The 19,551-nt window shown below is 43.1% G+C and carries 12 protein-coding genes; all 12 read right to left on the bottom strand.

Annotated elements, in window-relative coordinates:
- Position 1 precedes the first annotated feature (1 nt).
- Positions 2–1,918 carry an ABC transporter ATP-binding protein gene (locus AB4154_RS02895; RefSeq protein WP_017063849.1) on the bottom strand — a complete coding sequence of 639 codons (1,917 nt, stop codon included), beginning with the start codon at positions 1,916–1,918 and terminating at the stop codon, positions 2–4.
- Positions 1,896–2,156, bottom strand: coding sequence for a glutaredoxin family protein (locus AB4154_RS02890; RefSeq protein WP_019823251.1), 261 nt, complete (start codon positions 2,154–2,156; stop codon positions 1,896–1,898). The genes AB4154_RS02895 and AB4154_RS02890 overlap by 23 nt, the downstream gene beginning before the upstream one ends.
- Positions 2,157–2,181: 25 nt before the next feature.
- A complete protein-coding gene (gene rlmKL / locus AB4154_RS02885; protein WP_372122137.1) occupies positions 2,182–4,302 on the bottom strand; it encodes a bifunctional 23S rRNA (guanine(2069)-N(7))-methyltransferase RlmK/23S rRNA (guanine(2445)-N(2))-methyltransferase RlmL in 2,121 nt (706 codons plus the stop codon).
- Between the two features lie 507 nt (positions 4,303–4,809).
- A complete protein-coding gene (locus tag AB4154_RS02880; RefSeq protein ID WP_372122135.1) occupies positions 4,810–5,358 on the bottom strand; it encodes a cell division protein ZapC in 549 nt (182 codons plus the stop codon).
- A 206-nt stretch (positions 5,359–5,564) separates the two neighbouring features.
- Positions 5,565–6,575 carry a quinone-dependent dihydroorotate dehydrogenase gene (pyrD, locus tag AB4154_RS02875; protein WP_017063847.1) on the bottom strand — a complete coding sequence of 337 codons (1,011 nt, stop codon included), beginning with the start codon at positions 6,573–6,575 and terminating at the stop codon, positions 5,565–5,567.
- Between the two features lie 330 nt (positions 6,576–6,905).
- Positions 6,906–11,747, bottom strand: a complete 4,842-nt coding sequence (locus tag AB4154_RS02870) for an NAD-glutamate dehydrogenase (protein ID WP_372122134.1) — start codon at positions 11,745–11,747, stop codon at positions 6,906–6,908.
- A 228-nt stretch (positions 11,748–11,975) separates the two neighbouring features.
- Positions 11,976–12,194 (bottom strand): DUF2835 domain-containing protein, encoded by a 219-nt coding sequence (locus AB4154_RS02865; RefSeq protein WP_372122133.1) that lies wholly within the window; start codon positions 12,192–12,194, stop codon positions 11,976–11,978.
- Positions 12,195–12,413: 219 nt separating this feature from the next.
- Entirely contained in the window at positions 12,414–15,020 is a 2,607-nt protein-coding gene (pepN, locus tag AB4154_RS02860) for an aminopeptidase N (protein WP_372122131.1), read from the bottom strand.
- Positions 15,021–15,238: 218 nt separating this feature from the next.
- Positions 15,239–15,922 carry a hypothetical protein gene (locus AB4154_RS02855; RefSeq protein WP_017059686.1) on the bottom strand — a complete coding sequence of 228 codons (684 nt, stop codon included), beginning with the start codon at positions 15,920–15,922 and terminating at the stop codon, positions 15,239–15,241.
- 322 nt (positions 15,923–16,244) lie between these two features.
- Positions 16,245–18,239: a carboxy terminal-processing peptidase gene (prc, locus tag AB4154_RS02850; RefSeq protein WP_017066965.1), complete on the bottom strand. Its 1,995-nt coding sequence runs from the start codon at positions 18,237–18,239 to the stop codon at positions 16,245–16,247.
- A 17-nt stretch (positions 18,240–18,256) separates the two neighbouring features.
- Positions 18,257–18,880 carry an RNA chaperone ProQ gene (gene proQ / locus AB4154_RS02845; protein WP_017057223.1) on the bottom strand — a complete coding sequence of 208 codons (624 nt, stop codon included), beginning with the start codon at positions 18,878–18,880 and terminating at the stop codon, positions 18,257–18,259.
- 97 nt (positions 18,881–18,977) lie between these two features.
- On the bottom strand, positions 18,978–19,469 hold the full coding sequence (locus AB4154_RS02840) for a GAF domain-containing protein (protein ID WP_017059689.1): 492 nt from the start codon (positions 19,467–19,469) through the stop codon (positions 18,978–18,980).
- Positions 19,470–19,551: the final 82 nt, after the last annotated feature.

The raw sequence follows: 19,551 nt of genomic DNA, 5'->3' as shown, positions 1-19,551 counted from the left end.
CTTAACTTTCCTGTTGTAGTGCCTCGAGCTCTTCCCAGCGCTCAAAAGCAACTTCAAGCTCCTGCTCTGCTGCAGATAGCTTATCTAATACTGGTTGTGTCTGCTCTACAGATTTTGAAAAGAAGCTTGGATCGTTGACTTCTTCCTGAAGAGTTTCAATTTGAGTTTCCAATTCTTCCAAACGCATTGGTAGCGCTTCTAGTTCTCGTTGTAGCTTATACGATAACTTCTTAGGTTTAGCCTTAACTGGCGCAGTTTTGGGAGTTTCCTCAACTACTTTCTCAGGCTTTGATGGCTTTTCAACCTGTCGGTACTCTAATGCTTGCTTTCTTTGCTGCTGAGCATCGTGGTAACCACCAACAAATTCTTCAATAACGCCATTACCCTCAAAGATCCAACTTGTCATCACTGTGTTATCAACAAACTGACGATCGTGACTCACTAAAAGCAGCGTACCCTGATAGTTGGCAAGCAAATCTTCTAAAAGTTCCAAAGTTTCGATATCTAGATCGTTGGTTGGCTCATCGAGAATCAACAAGTTGTTCGACTTAAGGAAAATACGCGCCAATAACAGACGGTTTTTCTCACCACCAGATAGTGCTTTAACAGGAGTGCGAGCACGTTTTGGAGAGAATAAGAAATCTTGTAAGTAGCTTAGAGCATGACGCTCACGGCCACCTACGGTCACTTCTTGCTTACCATCCGCGAGGTTATCAATTACAGACTTCTCAGGGTCTAGAATTTCGCGGTATTGGTCAAAGTAAGCGACTTCAAGCTTAGTACCACAATGCAAACGACCTGAATCAGGCTTAAGCTGGTCAAGAAGCAGCTTAAGTACCGTACTCTTACCACAACCGTTAGGACCAATCAGAGCGATACGATCGCCACGCATGATGTTGAAGCTGAAGTCCTTAACAATTTCTTTGCCTTCAAAGCCAAAGTTAAGATTCTCAGCTTCAAATACAATCTTGCCTGAACGCTGGCCATCGTCGATTTGGATAATCGCTTTGCCCTGCACTTCACGACGGTTCAAACGTTCTTCACGTAGCTTCTTAAGCGCACGTACACGGCCTTCGTTACGAGTACGACGAGCTTTAATACCCTGACGAATCCAAACTTCCTCTTGAGCAAGCTTCTTATCGAATTCAGCGTTTTGCATTTCTTCAACACGAAGCGCCTCTTCTTTCTCAACAAGGTAATTTTCGTAATCGCCCGGGAAAGAGCTCAATTTACCGCGATCAAGATCGACAATACGTGTTGCCATCGATTTAATGAACGCACGGTCATGCGAGATAAAGATGATTGAACCGCGGAAGTCTTTCAGGAAGCCCTCTAACCATTCAATGGTCGCAACATCTAAGTGGTTAGTCGGTTCGTCAAGTAGAAGCACGTCAGGGTCACATACAAGCGCACGAGCAAGTGCTGCTTTACGTTGCCAACCACCAGACAAATCCGTCAGTTTGGTTTCTGCAGTTAGCTTAAGCGCCGCCAATACGTTGCTTACGCGATCTTCAAAGCGCCATGCATTCGCATGATCCAATTGCTCTTGAACACGAGTAAGACGATTTAGGTTCTTTTCACTAGGGTCAGTACCGATGAGATCCAGAAGATCATGATAGATCTTCAGCTGTTCACCGATTTCAGCTAGGCCACCAGCAACGTAATCATAAACGGTACCTTGCTCATTGCGCGGTGGATCTTGCTCAAGGCGCGACACAACCACATCTTGTGTGATTTGCATCTTGCCGTCGTCCATGATGATGTTCCCAGACAGGATTTTCATCAACGTAGACTTACCAGCGCCATTGCGCCCTACTAAACACACACGTTCGTTTTCTTGCAGTGCGAAGTCCGCACGATCTAATAACGGGTGATCGCCAAACGCTAATTGCCCATTATGAATTGTAAGTAATGCCATTCTTCTTTAACCAATCATTAAGTTCTAACAAGCCAAATGGCCAGTTAAGCTCTGAGCTTTGAGAAAGGTCAGAGCTTTCAAATTTGAGCACCGGAATAGTGACCCCGTAACGGGAAAAGAGCTCATCATCAAATGCAATGTCAACAACGTTGACGTGATGGCTAATGTTTAACTGTTCCGTGAGTTGGAATGCCATCTCACATAGATGGCACCCTTCTGTACTGTAGAGAGTCAGCACTATATATCCTTATACGATCTCTTAACTACTTATGTGTAATCAACCAGCAGTTATGAATGTGCTTATTGCGAGAGAAGTCCAATGGAAGTGTCTTCGCTGAGATATTCTGAGCCTTAAGACCTAACTCATCTAGAGCTTCCAAGTCCATTTTGAAGTGACGCTTGTTGTTAGAGAACACAATCGTGCCTTCTTCACGAAGAAGACGTTTAAGGTTTTCCATCAGCTGAATGTGATCACGTTGAACATCGAAAGATTGATCCATACGCTTTGAGTTAGAGAACGTAGGTGGATCGATAAAGATCAGATCATAAGAACCCTGCTCTTTAGCTAGCCATTGTAGACAGTCAGCTTGAACAAACTGATGTTGACGACCAACACGACCGTTAAGCTCCATGTTCTCTTTCGCCCACTCTAGGTAGGTATTAGACATATCAACAGTAGTTGTAGAACGAGCACCACCCACAGCAGCATGAACAGATGCACTTCCTGTATAAGCAAACAAGTTTAGGAAATCCTTACCTGCGGCCATCTCACCGATACGACGACGAGTGATCTTATGATCTAGGAACAACCCGGTATCTAGGTAATCATGAAGATTAACAATCAGCTTAACGCCATACTCGTTCACTTCTAAGTTCGATGAGTCTTGAGCCAATTTCTGGTATTGAGAACGGCCTTTCTGTTTCTGACGAACTTTAAGCACAACGTTGTTTGCTTCTACGCCTGTTACTTGAATAGAAGCACGGATGATATCGGTTAAGCGACGTTTAGCCTTCTCTTCCGGTACATCTTTAGGCGCTGCGTATTCTTGAATCACAAGATGACCTGGGTATACATCAATCGCTACATTGTATTCTGGTAAGTCCGCATCGTAGATACGGTAACAATCTAATTGCTCTTTCTTAGCCCACTTGCCAATTTTACCGATGTTCTTTTTAAGACGGTTTGCGAAGTCAGGAGCAATTAACTGTTCTTGCTCGCCCGTTGGACGTTCTGACATCGGACGATCTGAAATTGAGTAGTTCTTTTGGTGACACGGTAACGCACCGTTATTCAATTTGAACTGTTTGTCTGCACGCATGCGTAAGCAGCTTAGTAGCTCGTCTGAGCTAGAGAAGATAGATGCGTTACAGCCACCAAATTCAGCTTTGAGCTGTGCACCGAATGCTGTGTAAAGTGCAATAAGACCCGGCTCGGTACCAAGACGTTCACCGTAAGGCGGGTTAGAAACAATCACACCATCAGTAAACTCTGTAGGACGCTTAAGCTTTGCAGCATCGCCTACTTCGAATTCAATCAACTCTTCAACACCGGCACGACGAGCATTGTCACGCGCAGTTTTGATCATACGTTCATCATTGTCGTAGCCATAGAACTTACATTCCACTTTCTTAACACCACGACGACCTTGAACGTTCGCTTCAGCTTTCACTTCAGCCCATAGCTCTGGTTCGAAATCTTCTAGTGATTCAAAACACCACTTCTGACGTTTAACACCTGGAGCCATGTTTGCAGCCATCATCGCCGCTTCAATCACTAACGTACCTGAACCACACATTGGATCTAGGAAAGGCTTAGTTGCGTCCCAACCACTACGAAGAAGAATCGCGGCAGCAAGAGTTTCACGTAGTGGTGCTCGACCTGATTCAGGACGGTAACCACGTTGGTGAAGACCGCTACCTACCATATCAACACCAAGAATCGCTTTATCACGGTGTAAACGAACGTGGATACGAATGTCTGGGTTCTCTTTGCTAATAGAAGGACGAGGTAAAGACTTCTTCTCAAAGCAATCAACAACGGCATCTTTTACTTTCATCGCACCGTATTGGCTATTACGGATTTCGTTGTTCGTACCATTGAAGTCAACAACAAAACGCTTAGAGCTATGGAATTGATTTACCCAGTTAACCGCAGTGGTTGATAGGTACAAATCCATGTCGTCCATACAAGTGAATTCAGAAAGGACACGTACAAATCGAGAAGCCAAACGGCTCCACAAACAACAACGATAAATTTGCTCATTGGTCGCTTTGAATTTAACACCTGCTTGAACAGGTTTTGCGTTTGTAATCCCTAGTTGGGTTAGTTCTTCAACTAATAAATTCTCAAGGCCGTTTGAGGTAACCGCTAGATATTGATTCATAGTGTTCTTTTATTGATAAAAATGAGTTCGATTATACCTGAATTTGTAACTAGAGCATCACACTAAACACGTCTTTTCATTGAATCTTTCGACTAACTGGCTAGCAAATGCACAGTCTTGAAGCGATCGCTTACCCACATCCCCTTAGAACATAAGACCTATCAAACCAACTTCATTTCTGACCACTTATTGACCAAAGTAGCAATGTGAATTTATATTCACCTCAAAACTGGTATATACCAAATGAGATTTATGGATGAAATTTAACTACAAAAGACCAAAAACAGGGAATAAAGACGGTAGATTTACTCTTCTGGCGATGAAAACGGGCAGAAATTAAGGTGAAAAAATAGTCGTAAGTTCACTATTTAAATGGTTAAGCCGTGATGTATTTATCAGGATGAGGTTTTTTAGGCACAAAAAAATCGGCTAATGAGCCGATTCTGAGGAAGGTTTATACGTTTGTGTGCTGCGATGCGTGGTTGAAATGATGTGCTAGATTAGAGGTTAACCTACCATCGCTATGTGTGTCTGATGAAGGATAGCGTTCGCGTCTACCATTCTATCGTGCATCACCTTGATTGAGTCTCCAAATCGCAGTCCTTTTGAAGGCGTTAACAGGAACTCTTCTAGGTCAACAAATGCACATAGGCTCGCACACTCTCCCACTTCTAATACAATGAAATACCCTAAGCTATGCTCGTTATTCATTTGTACAATATCCCCTTCTTGAGGATTTTCATGGCCAGTACCTTGTGAGTCGAAGAACCAACTCTTAGGCTGTACAGGCTTATGGAAACGCTTTGCTGCCACACAATAGAGTGCTAATTCAGCTTGACGAGGCTCAGACAGTTCTAAGCCAGAAATTTGTTCTTTGAAGGTTTGGTATGAAGATGCGTCATCAACGGTGAATTCATTATCTCGAAACGCGCAGTCCACCAGCTTATTGCGGACCAGATTCGTTTTGAAAATCATATCCTCTCCGAGGTTTAGCATTAATGAACATTGCTGCTCATCGTAATACCAACTCCATGTATCGCTAGGTTTAAGCATCATTTCGTCTCACACTGTTGAACCATTCCATTAGGTAAAACGCAAAATTACCTTCAATTACAGTAATTTTACTGAGCAATAGGCAAAAAAAAAGAGGAAATGAATTCCTCTTTCTTGTCGCTTTTCTCTACAACTCAGTGAGTTACAGTGTCTCTTTTATTAAGACGATGCCAGATTGTCGCTTTTCAGAAATAAAAGCGTCTTGCCGTTTAAAGATTTTTAACGATGTCACCTACAAGGCCTGGACCTTTGTAAATGAAACCAGAGTAAACTTGTACAAGCTTAGCGCCTGCCATCATTTTCTCTTTTGCAGCAACATACGAGTCAACACCACCTACTCCAATGATCGGCAGTTTGTCACCCAGCTCTTCGTGAAGTTTACGAACTACTTCAGTACTACGAGATTGAACAGGACGTCCACTTAGGCCACCCGCTTCATCACAATGTTTCATACCTTCAACGATTGAACGATCCAATGTTGTGTTTGTTGCGATCACACCATCGATCTTATTTTTGATCAATGATTCACAAATTTGGCGAATTTCGTCGTCGCTTAGATCCGGAGCAATCTTAAGAGCAAGAGGAACATATTTACCATGCTTCTCTTCCAGTTCAGATTGTTTCGTTTTAAGTTCAGACAATAGATCGTCTAGAGCTTCGCCGTATTGTAGAGAACGAAGTCCTGGAGTGTTTGGTGAAGAGATGTTCACAGCAATGTAACCAGCGTATTGATATACCTTCTCCATACAGATCAAGTAATCTTCAGCGCCCTTTTCAATTGGTGTGTCTTTATTCTTACCAATGTTAATGCCTAAGATGCCATCGTAGTTCGACTTCTTAACATTCTCAACAAGGTTGTCGACGCCTAGGTTGTTAAAACCCATGCGGTTGATGATACCTTCAGCTTCAACAAGACGGAATAAACGAGGTTTGTCGTTACCCGCTTGCGGACGTGGAGTCACTGTTCCTACTTCTACGAAACCAAAACCCATTGCGCCAAATGCATCAATACATTCGCCGTTTTTATCTAGGCCAGCAGCAAGGCCAACTGGGTTTTTAAAAGTAAGACCCATGCACTCTACAGGTCGGTGAGGTAATTGTTGGCGATACAAAAGATCAATAGGTGTGCCTGTGAAGCGCTTGAAATTTTGAATTGCAAGATCATGTGCCTTTTCGGCATCAAGTTGGAAAAAGCCAGTTCTGGCTAGACGGTAAAGCATTGTGCCTCCGATAGAAAAAAGCCCCGTGTAAACGGGGCGCTATTATTTACTTATTTACCCAACTATTCAATCTATTACTGTCTGTAAGGGTAAGATAATCAAGTTTGCTAACGAATGAGGTTCATTATTAAGCAAACGTTATCGTTTCTTCAAGTTATTAAGCCATTTCTAATCTCAACCTTAGTACAGCCATCAGGTCACTTAACAACAAACAACGTTTGCGTCGAAGTTTGTTCTTCAAAAGTCGTTAGGCCTATTGTTTCCACTTTACCGAAACGAAAAAGGCAGACCTTTTGGCCTGCCCTTATACTTTTTCGTCTTATCTAGTAACTAGTCTTTTGACATGCAGTTTAGATTCAACAGCATTAATTCACGCAGTGCTACTGAGAACTTAGCAAACTCATGAACAGAACCTACTTTGAATTCGTTTAGGATGCTTTCCCAACGATGTAGAGAAACAGAGTTACTTTCCATCCAGTCATCAAGCGCTTTAATCACATCGATATCTGAAGCACAACCACAGTTAAGTACTTGACCAGTTAACTGGCGTTGCTGCCAATCCAGATCTTCTCTGAATGCTGCACGCGCCAGTGCTTGCCAGTTGTTGTCTATAGCTTGGCCATTGATTTGCTTCAAGAACCAGTGCAGTGACAAACGGTCGCCTAGGTTGAAGTAAAGCTTAGACGCTTGCTGTACTGTTTTACCTGTTTCACGAGCCACTGTAGATATATCCAGTGCTGAGTACAGGCTAGACAAACGAGCCACTGAATTAGCCAGCTCAGCGTTTACACCTTGGTCAATCCATACTTGAGCCATTGCTTGATGCTCTTCTACTTCTGAAGCCACTAGGTTTTCATCCAGCTTCTCAGTAATTGCGACGACATCACCTTGGTAAAGCTCAATCAATGCATTCACTGACTGTTTACCGGTACGGTTTCTTAGCAACCAGCGTGCTAGACGACGAAGCGTACGACGTACATGGTAAAGCAATTCGTATTGAGCTTCAGAACTTGAGATGTTGTCCAGTTCACGGATGCTCTTCAATACCTTACCCAGGCCGTAGATTTCACGTGATGCCGCGTAAGCATTCGCAATATCAACAATGTTCGCGCCCGTCTCTTCTTGCAAGCGAGTCACGAAGTTACAGCCCATCTCGTTAACCATTTGGTTAGCAAGCGCAGTCGCAATGATCTCTGCACGAAGTGGATGGTTATCCATGTGCTGAGAGTAGTTACGGCGTAACTCTGTTGGGAAGTATTGCATCAGTTGTTGAGCATGGAACTCATCATTCGCAATGTCATCACTCACAAGATCTTCTTTTAGAACCATTTTACCGTAAGCGATCAATACTGATAGCTCTGGTCTTGTTAGTGCTTGGCCCTGCTTCTCACGTTCTAGCAGCGTTTCGTCATCTGGGATGTATTCCAAACCACGGTCTAAGTACCCGGCTTTTTCCATTGTGTGGATAAAGCGGATTTGCTCTTTCACTAAGCCTACACCTTGATGCTCAGTAACAGAGATAGACTCAGCTTGGCAGTAAGCGTCGTCTAGTACGATTTCACCTACTTCATCTTCCATAGATTCAAGAACTTGGTTACGTTGCTTAACGGTAAGATCACCATTAGACACCAAGCCATTCAAGAAGATCTTAATGTTAACTTCGTTATCCGAGCAATCTACACCACCAACGTTATCGACAAAGTCAGTATTAACTCGACCGCCCGTTAGAGCGTATTCAATACGACCCAATTGGGTCATACCCAAGTTACCGCCTTCACCAACAACCTTAGCTTTCAGGTCACGGCCATCGATACGTAGCACGTCATTTGCACGGTCACCCACATCGGTATGAGTCTCACTAGAAGACTTAACGTAAGTACCAATACCGCCGTTCCAAAGTAGATCAACTTTCATAGACAAGATCGCTTTGATCAAGTCGTTTGGTGCCATTGATGCTTTCTTGGTACCCAGCATTTTCTGAATTTCAGGTGTCAAAGAGATAGACTTCGCTCGGCGAGAGAAGATGCCACCACCTTGAGAAATCAGGTCTTTATTGTAATCTTCCCAACTTGAACGAGGCAGATTAAACAGACGGTCACGCTCTACCCAGCTTGATGCTGATTCTGGATTCGGGTCAATGAAGATGTGCATGTGGTTAAACGCAGCTTGCAAGCGAATGTGCTTAGATAGCAGCATACCGTTACCAAATACGTCACCCGCCATATCACCCACACCAATGGCAGTGAAGTCTGTGCTTTGACAGTTAATACCCATTTCGCGGAAGTGACGTTTAACCGATTCCCAGCCACCTTTCGCCGTGATACCCATGGCTTTGTGGTCGTAACCGTTAGAGCCACCCGATGCAAACGCATCACCTAGCCAGAAGTTGTACTCTTCAGCTACTGAGTTCGCTAGATCTGAGAATGTCGCGGTGCCTTTATCGGCTGCAACAACCAAGTATGGGTCATCTTCATCGTGACGAACAACGCTCTTAGGTGGGATAACCTCACCTTCAATGATGTTGTCTGAAACGTCTAGCAATGCACGGATGAAGCGCTTGTAACAACGTTGACCTTCAGCAAAGATCTCGTCTCGGCCAGACATCATGTGTTGACGCTTACAAACGAAACCACCTTTAGCACCAACCGGTACGATAACCGTGTTCTTAACTTGTTGCGCTTTAACTAGGCCTAGAATCTCAGTACGGAAGTCCTCTTGACGGTCTGACCAACGTAAACCACCGCGTGCTACTTTACCGCCACGTAAATGCACACCTTCAATGTCTGGTGCGTAAACGAAGATCTCAAACGCAGGAACCGGCGCAGGGATATCTGGAATCTCGCTTGGTCTCATTTTCAGAGCCAACCAAGGTTTAGACTGCTTATTCTCGTCTACTTGGTAGTAGTTAGTACGAAGCGTTGCAGTGATCATTTCCATGTAGCGACGAATGATACGATCATCATCCAAGCTTTCTACATGATCCAACTGTTCAGTGATCTTCTTAATAAGATCTTGTTGGCCTTTTACGCTGCCCTTCAGTTTCGGGTTAAAACGCTTGCCGAATAGGCTCACTAGCCCTTTCGCTAATTCTGGGTAATGAGACAATGTGTCTTCAATGTATTGTTGGCTGAATGGGAAACCAACTTGACGCATGTAACGAGCATAAGCACGTAAGATTGAGATTTCACGGCCAGAAAGACCAGCGCCAAGTACTAAGCGGTTGAAACCATCGCTGTCTAACTCACCCGCCCAGATTGCCGCAAAGGCTTGTTGGAAAAGATCGCGAGCTTCACGAAGATCAATGGTCTTATCGCTCTTGTGCAGCATAGAGAAATCAAGGATCCAATAGGTCACACCGTTGGTTTTACGCACTTCATATGGAGATTCACCGATAACGCGTAGGCCAAAGTTTTCAAGCATTGGCATAACATCAGAAAGGTGAATTGGCTCATCGCTGTGATAGAACAACTTCAAACGAACGGCTTTTGAATCTGCCGCTTCTTCTTGAGGACGGTAGAAAAGCATACCCAGTTTGTTGTCTTCACTTAGCGCTTCTAAACGTTCAATGTCGGCAACAGCAGAACCTGGCATCATGTCTTCTTTGTACGAACGTGGGAATGCACGCATGTACTCTTTCGACAATGGAAGACCTTTGCTTTCACCGAAGTTTGCAATGATAGATTCAGACAGACGGTCATCCCACGTAGACGATACTTCCATTAAATTTTGCTCAATTGTTTTCACGTCCACATCCATGTTGTTGTTATCAACACGAACAATATAGTGCGTTCTTGCTAGCGGGCTTTCAGAGAAGTACGTTGTAAATTCAACCTCTTCTTCACAACCAAAGTACTGTTTCAAGATGCGCTGTGTTTGGCGACGAAGCTCAGTGTTGTAACGATCTTTTGTTACGTAAACCATGCAGCTAAAGAAACGACCAAACGGGTCTTTGCGAACAAACAAACGCAGGAGATCGCGATCTTGCATTTGTACTACGCCCGTACCGACTTCTAGTAGCTCTTCTTCTCGAGCTTGCAGCAGTTCATCACGTGGGTAGTTTTCAAGAATGTTGTGCAGCGCTTTGTAAGAGTATGAACCTTCACGGTAACCACTCGCATCCAAAATACGTTCTACTTTCTCGCGAACAAGAGGAATCGTTTCAACGGTTTGGTTATAAACGGCAGATGTGTAAAGACCAGTAAAGCGGTGCTCACCAATGACCTTACCGTTCTTATCGAACTTCTTAATACCAATGTAATCGTTGTAAGCTGGGCGGTGAATGCGTGAAGCCGTGTTGCCCTTGGTTACGATAAGCACATAAGGCTTTTTCGCTTCAAGGCGTGCCGAATCAGAAAACTCAGATAGCTTAACGTTACGTACACGATCTGAGTTCGCAAACAAACCAAGACCTTGCTCCTTGGTCGGTTGCAGTTCAGTGTCGCCGTTAACTGAAACTAGGTCATATTCCTTATAACCCATGAATGTAAAGTTGTGTTCACCTAACCAACGAAGAAACGCCAACGTTTCATCAAAACGTTGGCCATCTACAGGAATGCTCTCTTTCTGCTTTTCTACTTGATTGGTTACTTCTTCAAGTCGTTCTACCATCTTCAACCAATCGTTCACAACTAAGCTAGTATCGGTAAAGATATCCAGTAGCTCCGTTTTAAGAGCTGTCATTTCAGCTTTACTGCTAAGACGGTCAACCTCAATATGGAAAAGCGATTGGAATGCACCTTCGTTATTGCTTACACCGACAACACTGCCCTTATCTGAGCGAGAGATTTGTGTTGGGTTATGAAGCATAAGGTGAGAAGAAAGGTCTAGGCGAGTAAGTGCCATTTTTACGGAATCAACAAGGAATGGGCTGTCTGGAACGACTATCTCAACGATAGTATGAGTAGACTGCCAACCTTGACGACTTACCGTCGGGTTGAAAACGCGTACAGAGATTTCGTCGGCTTTCTTTTCATTGATGTGATGCCATAAGCTAACTACAGCACCGTATAAATCGGATTCGTTTCTCTGAGTCAGATCGTCGTGAGAAACGTTACTAAACAAGTGTTGAGCAAGTTGAGTTACGAGAGGTCGATGAGCAAGGTCAAGTTTGTCTTGAATCAGCTTGTAAACTTTTTCAAGTAAAACTGGAACCACAGTTTCACGTGCGGTCATAGTCACACTCCACAATTAGAATTATATTTTATTATTAGGGGGATCACTTAATCTGGTGTTTGAAACGTGCCGTTGAGCTCTTTTCTACTAACGAGTTAAGCAAAGGTAATGCATTCATTTATTGTAAAAGCATTATTGAAAAATAGTTAATTGTTTTGGAGGTGGTAAGAGGTGAAATGTTTGATTATGTGATTAAGATTCCTTTTAACTCACTAGGCACGCCAAGGTTTACAGAGCTTCTAACTTAATAAACTTATTTTTTTGGTCAGTTGTCAGCCTAAACTGCCCTCTAACCCCTATTTGTGTAAGAAATGGTCTTAACCGAGTTGCAGGTAACTGTAAGCGTAAACCTGTTGTTGTTATCACTTGAACTTTACTTGCGGCGCCAGAATAGCTGGCCAAAAACTGCTGATATGAGATGTTAAGTTGGAAAATATAGCGATTCATACGATACCTGTATAAATATACAGTGCCAGTGTTTTTTGGCACTTTTAGATGTCTGACGGTGAAACTGAACTTGAAGCTGCTCTAGCTTATCGAAAATTCGATGAACCAGAAACAAAAAATCAGTGGCAGATATTCTCTACCACTGACGACCTTTCGTTGTAGCAAACAGTTTATTAGTAAACCGCTTATTAGCAAACAGTTACCTGAATGCGCGCTGACTTAAGCCTCTAGTGCTTTCGTCACTTTCTCAAACAAGTCTTTTGCTAGGTTGTCCATGTTCTTTAACGTCTCTAGTTCTTTTTTGATAAGAGCTTGACGTTCATCATCGTACTTACGGAACTTAAGTAGCGGGTCAATCAGACGTGAAGCCACTTGTGGGTTGCTGCTGTTTAGCTCACGTAAGATCTCGCCAGCAAATGCATAGCCTTGACCAGACTTGTCGTGGAATTGAACCGGGTTCATGTTTAAGAATGAACCGACCAAGTTACGGGTACGGTTCGGGTTCTTCAAACTGAACGCCTGGTGCGACATCGACGCTTTGATCACTTCAAGTGCGTTTGAACTTGGGTTTGTACCTTGCAATGCAAACCACTTATCCATAACAAGACCATCGTGTTTCCACTTGTCACTGTAATCCACCATCAAGGTTTCACGACATGGTAGTTGTGCACTGTTTGCCGCGCCCATTGCTGCCATCGTATCTGTCATGTTATTCGCTTGTTGATACATCGCAACAACCAAGTCATTACCCTGCCCAGTATGAGCTAAGTAACTTAAGCAAACTTTACGTAGAGTACGCTTACCAATCGAATCGTGATCGACCGTGTATTCTGTTAGTGCGTGGCTGTGATAAACCGCCGCTAACTCGTCTTCAAGTTCTGCAGCTAGTGTGACTTTCATTGAGTTAAGAACCGATGCGACCGCATCAATATCAACGCGCTCGTACCAACCCGATACTTCATTGTGGCTTGGTAGAGAAAGCATTTCTGCAATAAACGCAGGCTCTAGTGAATCACTCAGCAGTACGCCACGGAATGCATCAACAACAGAATCAGAAAGCTCAAACGCTTGACCCTGTTGAACCTTCTCAACGTTACTGCGGATGTACTTCGCTAATAGCATTTGACCCGCATCCCAACGAGAGAACTCATTGCGTGCATTTACCATTAGGAAGATCAGTTCTTCATCTGAATAGTTGTACTCCAGTTTCACTGGCGCAGAAAATTCACGAAGTAATGATGGGATCGGTTGCTCAGAAACGTTTTCAAACACGAACGTTTGCTCTGCTTCTTTCACATCTAATACATTATGAACTGGCTTACCGTTACATTGTAACTCAACAACTTCACCCGCAGCTGTGTACAGCTCGATATCAAGAGGAATATGCAGAGCCTGCTTTTCCGTTTGCTCATGAGTTGGCGCTGTTACTTGGCGAGTTGTTAACGTGTACTGTTTCTTCTCTGCGTCGTACTTACTTTCAACAGACAGCGTCGGCGTACCAGATTGGCTGTACCATAAACGGAACTGAGATAGGTCGATGCCCGACGCATCTTCCATTGCCGCGACGAAGTCTTCACATGTTGCAGCCGTACCATCGTGACGTTCGAAGTACAGCTTCATGCCTTTTTGGAAACCATCTTCGCCCAACAATGTGTGGATCATACGGATCACTTCACTGCCCTTTTCGTACACGGTCAAAGTATAGAAGTTATTCATTTCTATCACTTTTTCTGGACGAATTGGATGAGACATTGGGCTAGCATCTTCTGCAAATTGTGGACCGCGAATGATACGTACATTGTTAATACGGTTTACTGCGCGAGAACCAAGATCAGATGAGAATTCTTGGTCACGGAATACCGTTAAGCCTTCTTTCAGACTTAACTGGAACCAATCGCGACACGTCACTCGGTTACCTGTCCAGTTGTGGAAATATTCATGGCCGATTACTGCTTCAATACCTAGGTAATCTGTATCCGTTGCAGTTTGGTCGTTTGCTAGAACGAACTTCGAATTGAATACGTTCAAGCCTTTGTTTTCCATCGCACCCATGTTGAAGAAATCAACGGCTACGATCATGTAGATGTCTAAGTCGTATTCAAGATTGAAACGTTCTTCGTCCCACTTCATTGAGTTAATCAAAGAAACCATCGCGTGGCTCGCACGGTCTAGATTGCCTTTATCAACAAAGATTTCTAGGTCAACTTTACGACCCGATTGTGTAGTGTATGCGTCACGAAGTACATCAAAGTCACCCGCTACTAAAGCAAACAAGTACGCTGGTTTTGGATGTGGGTCTTGCCACTTCACCCAATGACGACCGTTTTCAGCTTCACCTTCATCTACACGGTTACCATTACTTAATAAGAATGGGTTCTCTGCTTTGTCTGCAATTACCGTTGTAGTGAATTTCGCCAACACATCTGGGCGATCCATGTAGTAAGTGATACGGCGGAAACCTTCAGCTTCACATTGAGTACAGAACGCGCCACCCGACTTGTACAAGCCTTCAAGTGCACTGTTCCCTTCAGGGTTAACTTCGGTAACGATGGTTAGAGTAAATTCTTTTGGAAGGTCATTCAGCGTAAGTTGAGTTTCAGACTGTTCATATTGAGTCCACTCTTTACCTTCTACCAAAACAGAAACCAACTTCAAGCCTTCACCATCAAGTACTAATGTCGTGCTGTCTTTCTCCTGCTTAACACTAGAAACAGCCGTAACAATGGATGCTGAGTCGTACAAATCGAAAGTAAGATCGATTTCAGAAATCGTGTGAGATGGTGATTGATAATCTTTACGATACTTGGCTTGAGGTGTATGTGCCATGACGGGTTCCTTTTGATCGTTATACGTAATTATTTTTTAACTGTATATATCTAAAGGTTGAGCGCCAATAAAACAAGGGGAATATTAAAAAAAGGAGGCATTGTAAGAAAATGCCTCCATGTTTTGCTATTTTATCAATCAAATCAGACAGGAACGCCTAAGAAATGAACTGTGCACAATATTATCAACGAGTACGCCGTTACTGCTAAAACTCACGATTATCGAATGCGATTGAGTACCGCAAACATATCTCCCTCTTCACCTTGCAGCGTTAACACATCGCTGTTCAGTGTATATCGAGTGCCGTGTTCACCGTTCTCATAAAGTAACACTAGTTGATCGCCTTCTGTGTAATACACCCCGCGACGAATGACTTCACCACCTTCTTCATCTGATACTCGGAACATGAATATAAAGTCCGGCTGAAGGACTAAATCCATTTTTTGAATGTTACTCGCACGTAGATCGCTTCCAGACAGTTGGGCACTGGACCAGATTCCCGCCAATGCATTTGGCAAGGCCTTGGTGAACATAACACCGTTAAGATTCAGCATGTTGTGATTACTGCTGTACGCGTAAACCTGAGGTTCTGAGGTATTCAAACCCAAAATAATCGTGTCTTCATTGGCGTTATACAAACCTTCCCAATGATCGACACTGTAGTCTTTCTTTTGGATATCGATAGTGAATGAGTAGTTTGAATCAAGAGTGAGCTTGATCGCTCTAAAGTTTTCAGTGCCTTGCTCAGGATCAGGATTCATCAAATACCAATCACCAAGCAGCAAAGGAAGGTCAAAATGAGATAGATTACTATCACTTTTTGATTGTTGGCTACTCGAAGCGACCTCGCTCCCAAAAGCCACAAAACTTAAACAAGATAAAAATAGTAGAATCCATTTCATAAGCGTCCCCTCGTTTTCTTTAAGCTTAGGCACGTAATGAATAGAAAGCGAAAAAATATGATCTAAGTCACTAAATTTTAAGTGCGAAGTAACTTAAATGTCATTATCACTCGAAAAATAATACTTAAGTTTAGTTATTTTTACAGTGTACTTCACAGCCGAAAATCAAATAACAGTGGTTCTGCAGCAAGTTAAAAAGCGAGGAAGCATGCCGTTAACATGACATTATTCGAGGCAAGAACACAGGTACAAAAAAAGCGAGCCTAAGCTCGCTTTTCAAATAGTACGTCTTTAAACAATCACCTTATAACAGGTATTTTGTTTATTTCTTGATCATATCCAGCATGATAGCAACTGATTCATCAAGATAAGCATCCGGGGCTTCGTAGTCTTTTGGAATATCATCCAACGTTTTAAATGCCTCTAACTTAGCGGCTTTTTGACGTTGGTTAATACGCTCTAGACGAAGCGCATCCGCATCATCACTCTCTTGTTGACGAACCTTTTCATTCAGAGAAAGGTCATTGTCGTCTTTATCTGCCTTATATTTTTCAATATCTTGCGCGATAAAGCCAAATTCCATGTCTGTTGCGATACGAGCTTCGTGTTTAGCCGTCAACGCTGCGATCTGCTCATCGTTACGCTGTAACACTGAGTACTTCGCTTTGTCGATGCTGTCCCAAGGAAGAGCGTTGTCTTCAACACTTTCACCAGTATCTGCAGGATCAATTGGCGTTGGGTAAGCAATATCAGGTACTACACCCTTGTTTTGCGTACTACCACCATTGATTCGGTAGAATTTTTGGATTGTGTATTGAACGTAGCCTAACTCTTTATCGAACAAATCATAAATATGATTCAAAGAGCGATGCTGTTGCACCGTACCTTTACCGAAAGAGTTTTCACCTAGGATGATTGCACGGCCATAATCTTGCATCGCTGCTGCAAAGATTTCAGACGCTGAAGCACTGTAGCGATTCACCAATACCGTTAACGGGCCTTGGTAACTGATTTGACCATCAGTATCACTGTTCACTTTGACACGACCGTAGCTATCACGAACCTGAACAACAGGTCCTTCTTTGATAAACAAACCAGAGAGTTCAGTTGCTTCAGTCAGTGCACCACCGCCATTGTTTCGCAGATCAACAATAATACCTTCAACACCTTGCTCTTTAAGCTCGGTGATCAGTTTATCGGTATCTTTAGAAAGGCCAACGTAGAAACTTGGTACTTCTAATACACCAATTTTCTTGCCGTCTTTCTCGATCACTTCTGATTTAACAGCGCGGTCTTCTAAACGAATCTTATCGCGAACAATTGTGACAACGTGACTTTTTGCATCTTTACCATCTGGCAAGATCTGTAGCTTAACTTTGGTCCCTTTAGGGCCTTTAATAAGTTGTACTACATCGTCTAAACGCCACCCGATAACATCAACAATTTCTTCGCCATCTTGACCAACACCAACAATGCGGTCTCCATCACTCAATTGTTTGCTGTTTGACGCAGGGCCACCAGCAACTAAAGAGCGAATAACGGTGTAGTCGTCTGTCATCTGAAGCACAGCACCAATACCTTCTAGAGATAGGTTCATCTCAGATTGGAATTGTTCTGCATTTCTTGGAGAAAGGTAACTTGTGTGAGGATCAACTTCACGCGCAAATGCGTTCATGTAGATCTGGAAAGCATCTTCATTATGCGATTGCGTAATACGCTTCATCGCATTGTTGTAACGCTTTTCCAAAACTTCTTGAATCTCTGGCCACTCTTTACCAGTAAGTTTTAGATTCAACGCATCGTATTTAACGCGTTTTCTCCAAAGCTCATTCACTTCAGCGATATCTTTTGGCCACTCAGCTTCACTACGATTGAGCTCAATACTTTCATCGGTATCAAACTTAATCTCTGTATCTAGCAAAGACAATGCATATTGAAAACGTTCAAAACGCTTCTGCATAGACAAATTATAAACATCGAATGCAATCTGGTTATTGCCTGCTTTCAGTTGATCATCAATTTGTGTAGATGACGCAGCGAAAGAGTCAATATCAGCTTGAGTGAAGATATTACGATTATAATCCAGCATCTCTAAGTAACGATTAAAGATAGCTTGAGAGAAATCATCGTTGAGATTGAAGTGTTTATAGTGAGAACGAGTAAATCGAGAAGTAACACGTTTACTAGCAGTTTCGTGTTGGACCTCAGGAGCGAGTAGAGGTAAATCGTCCTGATCTAATTTGGCTTCAAGAGCCTGAGCTGAAGCTGCTAGCCAAAAGCTAGCAGCAATCAGTGTCAATTTTGAACGGCATTTCATGCGTAGGAGTATCTCCTTTAAGCGCGCAAGTGCTCCGCTTTAACAACCATTTGTAGGCCGTTTGCTAACTGAACACGCACATCTTCCTTATTGATTTCAACAATGGTCGCAGCCATGTTTCCTTTACCCATGTTCACATTTACTTCTTTGCCAGCGATGAATTCGTCAGCGTTCAAAGCGCGTGTTTCTACAGGCTTTTCTACTTTTGGTGCTTTAGGCGCTTGACGACGAGGCTGTTGAGCTTTCTTCGCCTTAGGTTTCGCTTTGCCTTCTTCACGAGCTTTTTGTGCTTGTTCTTTACGACGAGCCTGAACTTTCGCTTTGCTTTCAGCAAGTGTAGCTTTAGCGTGTTCAACGTGCTCTTCTTCTAGTGTGCCACACGCGTTGCCGTCTAGGTCAACACGTTCTGCGCCAGCTTTTACGCCGTGCAGGTAACGCCATGATGATGTGTACTGTCTTAACGCTGCACGAAGCTGAGTCTTACTTACTTTTTCGTCTTCATTTAGACGTTCAGCAAGATCTTGAAAAATACCAATTTTAAGTGGCTTCGCTTCACCTTCTAGAGTAAAGCATTTAGGGAAACATTCAGCAATATATGCGATAACTTCTTTGCTGTTTTTTAACTTTTCAGTGTTTTCCATGTGGGTTCCTGGTTTTTGCGGTTTTCCGCGAGCATTAAGAAAATATTTTTACGTATTATAGAGAGATGCTTGGGAAAAACCACAGTAAGAGAATAATTTATGCCTTGTTCGCGTGCGAATTAAGCAGCTTTTCCACTTCTGCCATGAAAAATGTCAATCCGTCCTCGTCAATTTGAGAAAAACGACCAACATTTGGGCTATCAATATCAAGAACGCCCGCGATTTTTCCGCCAATCGAGAACGGAATAACGATTTCTGAGTTACTTGCAGCGTCACAAGCGATGTGACCTTCGAACTCATGAACATCATGAATGCGCTGAACTGTATTCGTCGCAACCGCAGTTCCACACACACCACGCCCGACCGGAATTCGAACACAAGCAGGTTGACCTTGGAAAGGGCCCAGTACAAGTTCGTCTTTTTCCTTAGCTAAATCCTGCTTCATTAAATAGAAACCCGCCCAATTCAAGTCATCCAATTCCATGAATAATAATGAACTGATATTAGCAAGATTAGCAGTTAGATCGGTTTCTGATTCAATTAATGCAACGGCTTGTTTGGTTAAGCGTTGGTAATGTTCTATTTTCATATTAACTTCCAATTAAATTGAGACTTCCATTATCAAGAGAACGCAGTAGAATGCGGCCATCAAACTAAATAGGACTTATTCT

Source organism: Vibrio sp. 10N.286.51.B11 (assembly GCF_041469245.1).
In the GTDB taxonomy this organism is placed as follows: Bacteria; Pseudomonadota; Gammaproteobacteria; order Enterobacterales; family Vibrionaceae; genus Vibrio; species Vibrio crassostreae_C.
The sequence above is the reverse complement of the archived record's forward strand: the minus strand, read 5'-3'. Positions and strand labels throughout refer to the sequence as shown.